The sequence below is a fragment of the Streptomyces sp. 13-12-16 genome, from assembly GCF_002114215.1.
Classification (GTDB): Bacteria; Actinomycetota; Actinomycetes; order Streptomycetales; family Streptomycetaceae; genus Streptomyces.
The window spans coordinates 1-2,983 of sequence record NZ_NCTE01000406.1 but is presented as its reverse complement, the minus strand read 5'-3'; the positions used below and the strand labels follow the sequence as shown (position 1 = coordinate 2,983).

Here is a 2,983-nt window from a genome sequence, read left to right as displayed (position 1 = left end):
CAGGTCGGCGTCGCCCTCGCGCACCCGGGACTCGGCGGCCCGTCGGCGTTCGGCGAGGCGCTTCTCCACGTCGGCGAAGCGGCGGGTGTCGAAGAGGCGGCCCAGCAGCTTGCCGCGGGCCTCGGCGTCGGCGCGCAGGAAGCGCGCGAAGTCGCCCTGGGGCAGCAGCACGACCTGGCAGAACTGCTCCCGGCTCATGCCGAGGAGCTGGGTGATCTCCTCGCCGATCTCCTGGTGCGAGCGGCTGAGGTCCTTCCAGGCGCCCGAGGCGGCGTCGCGTTCGCGCAGCCAGGTCTGGGCCTTGTCCAGCGTGGTGCCGGTGCCGCGCTTCTTGGGACGCTCCCAGGGCGGCTGCCGGGTGATCTCCAGCCGGCGTCCGGCGACGGTGAGTTCGAGGGTGACCTCGGTGCGGACGCCCGGGGCGGCGTGGTCGCTGCGCAGGGTCATGCCCTGACCGCTCTGCCGGGCGCCGGGGACGGAGCCGTACAGCGCGTAGCAGACGGCGTCCAGGACGGAGGTCTTGCCGGCGCCGGTGGGGCCGTGCAGCAGGAAGAGCCCCGCGGCGGACAGCTCGCCGAAGTCGACGCTCTGGGTGCTCCCGAACGGCCCGAAGGCCGTCATGTCCAGCCGGTGCAGCCTCACCGCGCCACCTCCCGCACCGCGTCGTCCGCGCGGACCGCGTCGAAGGCGTCCCGCAGGACGGCCCGTTCGTGCGGGTCGGGGCCGGTGCCGCGCACGTGGGCGACGAAGTCCTCGGCGATCTGCTGGTCGTCGCGGCCGGCGAGGCGGCGGGCGTAGGAGGCCGCGGGGTCGTCCGCCGTCCGGGCCGGGTCGAAGACGAGGCTGAGGGTGTGCGGGAAGCGCTCGGTGAGCCGGGCCATGGGGTCGGCCGGGCGGACCGGGTCGGTGAGGGTCGCCTCGACCCACGCCTCCGTGTGCCGTGCCAGCGCGGGGTCGGCGAGCAGCTCCTCGAGGGTGCCGCGGATCCGGGCCAGCGCGCGCGGCACCGGGCAGTCCACGCGCTCGGCGGTGACCGCCCCGTCGGCGGCCAGGTCGACGAGCCACATGCTCTTGCGGTGCGCGGCCTCGGAGAAGGAGTACGGCAGCGGGGAGCCGGAGTAGCGCACCCGCTCGGTGAGGGTCTGGCAGCCGTGCAGATGCCCCAGCGCCACGTAGTCGACGCCGTCGAACACCCCGGCGGGCACGGCGGCCACCCCGCCGACGGTGATGTCCCGCTCGCTGTCACTGGGTTCGCCGCCGGTGACGAAGGCGTGCGCGAGGACGACCGAGCGGGTGCCGGGCGCGCGGGCGGCGAGGTCCGCGCGGACGCGGTCCATGGCGGCGGCGAGCACCGTCTCGTGGCCGGCCTTCTCCACCGCGAACTCGTCCTTCACCAGGGTGGGTTCGAGGTACGGCAGCCCGTAGAAGGCGACGTCCCCGTGCCCGTCGGACAGCACCACGGGCGTGCCGCACGCGGACGGTTCGGTCCGCAGGTGGATGCCGGCGCGCCCGATGAGCCCGGCGCCGACGCCGAGACGGCGGGCCGAGTCGTGGTTGCCGGAGATCATCACCGTCGGCACGCCGAGGCCGGCGAGACGGTGCAGGGCGTCGTCGAACAGCTCGACCGCGGCGAGCGGCGGCACCGCGCGGTCGTACACGTCTCCCGACACGACCACCGCGTCCACCTCGCGCTCACGCACGGTGCTGACGAGGTGGCCGATGAACTCGGCCTGGGCACCGAGCATGCCGACCCGGTGGAAGGACCGGCCGAGGTGCCAGTCGGAAGTGTGCAGCAGTCTCATGATCCCCGCAGCGTAACCGGAGGGCCCGACAGCACGGGCGGTTACTCCCGTATCGCTCCGTCATGACCCGGTGCGCATTCCCCCCGCAATGCGTCCGAAGAGGTCGAACACGGACCGGTCACGCGTCCCCGTACGCCTCCCCGCCCAGCTCGAACCCGGCCGTCCCGGCGGTCGCGTCGGCGAGCCACGCGCGGAAGGCGTCCACGTCGGCGTCCGGGAGGCCGATCTCGATCGTGACCTCCTCGCCGTAGCGCACGTCGCGCACCTCGCGTCCGGTGGCGCGCAGGTCGTTCTCGACCTTGCCGGCCCGTTGGTGGCCGACGGTCACGGTGGCCAGCCGGAAGCGGCGCCGGGTGATCGTGCCGAGGGTGTCCAGTGCCTCGCCGACGGCGCCGCCGTACGCGCGGATGAGGCCGCCGGCGCCGAGCTTGACGCCGCCGTAGTAGCGGGTGACGACGGCGACGACGTACCGCATGTCGCGGCGGAGCAGCATCTGGAGCATGGGGACGCCGGCGGTGCCGCCGGGCTCCCCGTCGTCGCTGGCCTTCTGGGTGGAGGCGTCGGCGCCGATGACGTACGCCCAGCAGTTGTGGGTGGCGTCGGCGTGCTCCTTGCGGACGGCCGCGACGAAGTCCTGCGCCTCCTGCTCGGTGGCCGCCGGGGCGAGGGCGCACAGGAAGCGGGAGCGGTTGATCTCAGTCTCGTGCACACCCGCGCGGGCGACGGTGCGGTACTCGTCCTGCATCCTGCCAGCCTATGCGTCCCCGCGCGGGCTACCGGCGCCCGCCCCGGGGCACCGTCACCGACGTCAGCAGGGCGGCACCGGGGGCGAGGTCCCGCCATGCGGCGCCGCGCCAGGACAGCACGGCGATCGCGGAGGTGGGGAACTTGGCGCGGACGCGGTCCAGGGTGTCGTCCAGGCCGTCGCCGGCCAGGGTCAGGACGAGGTCCTCCAGTCCCGGGTTGTGTCCGATCAGCAGCAGCGTCTCGACCTCGGCCGGTGTGTCGCGCACCACGTCCAGCAGCTCGGGCACGCCGGCGTGGTACAGGCGGGGGTCGTGGCGGACCGGCGGGGGCGTGCCCCACTGCGCGGCGGCCAGCTCCCAGGTGCGGCGGGCCCGCACGGCGGTGGAGCACAGCGCGAGGCCCGGCAGGCAGTCGGCCTCGGCGAGCGCGCGTCC

General features: G+C 74.7%; 4 protein-coding genes. All 4 read right to left on the bottom strand.

What is annotated here, in order from left to right:
- Nucleotides 1–642: AAA family ATPase (locus B7767_RS16495; protein WP_143652503.1), on the bottom strand; the 642-nt coding region annotated here is incomplete at its 3' end.
- Nucleotides 639–1,802: an exonuclease SbcCD subunit D gene (locus B7767_RS16490; RefSeq protein WP_085572853.1), complete on the bottom strand. Its 1,164-nt coding sequence runs from the start codon at nucleotides 1,800–1,802 to the stop codon at nucleotides 639–641. The genes B7767_RS16490 and B7767_RS16495, both read right to left, overlap by 4 nt.
- A 118-nt stretch (nucleotides 1,803–1,920) precedes the next feature.
- Nucleotides 1,921–2,547, bottom strand: a complete 627-nt coding sequence (locus B7767_RS16485) for a YigZ family protein (protein ID WP_085572852.1) — start codon at nucleotides 2,545–2,547, stop codon at nucleotides 1,921–1,923.
- 28 nt (nucleotides 2,548–2,575) lie between these two features.
- Nucleotides 2,576–2,983: histidine phosphatase family protein (locus B7767_RS16480; protein WP_085572851.1), on the bottom strand; the 408-nt coding region annotated here is incomplete at its 5' end.

What these genes read in the sequence shown, in the direction of transcription:
- B7767_RS16490 (WP_085572853.1), bottom strand. Translation starts at nt 1,802, where the DNA reads ATGAGACTGCTGCACACTTCCGACTGGCACCTCGGCCGGTCCTTCCAC.
- B7767_RS16485 (WP_085572852.1), bottom strand. Translation starts at nt 2,547, where the DNA reads ATGCAGGACGAGTACCGCACCGTCGCCCGCGCGGGTGTGCACGAGACT.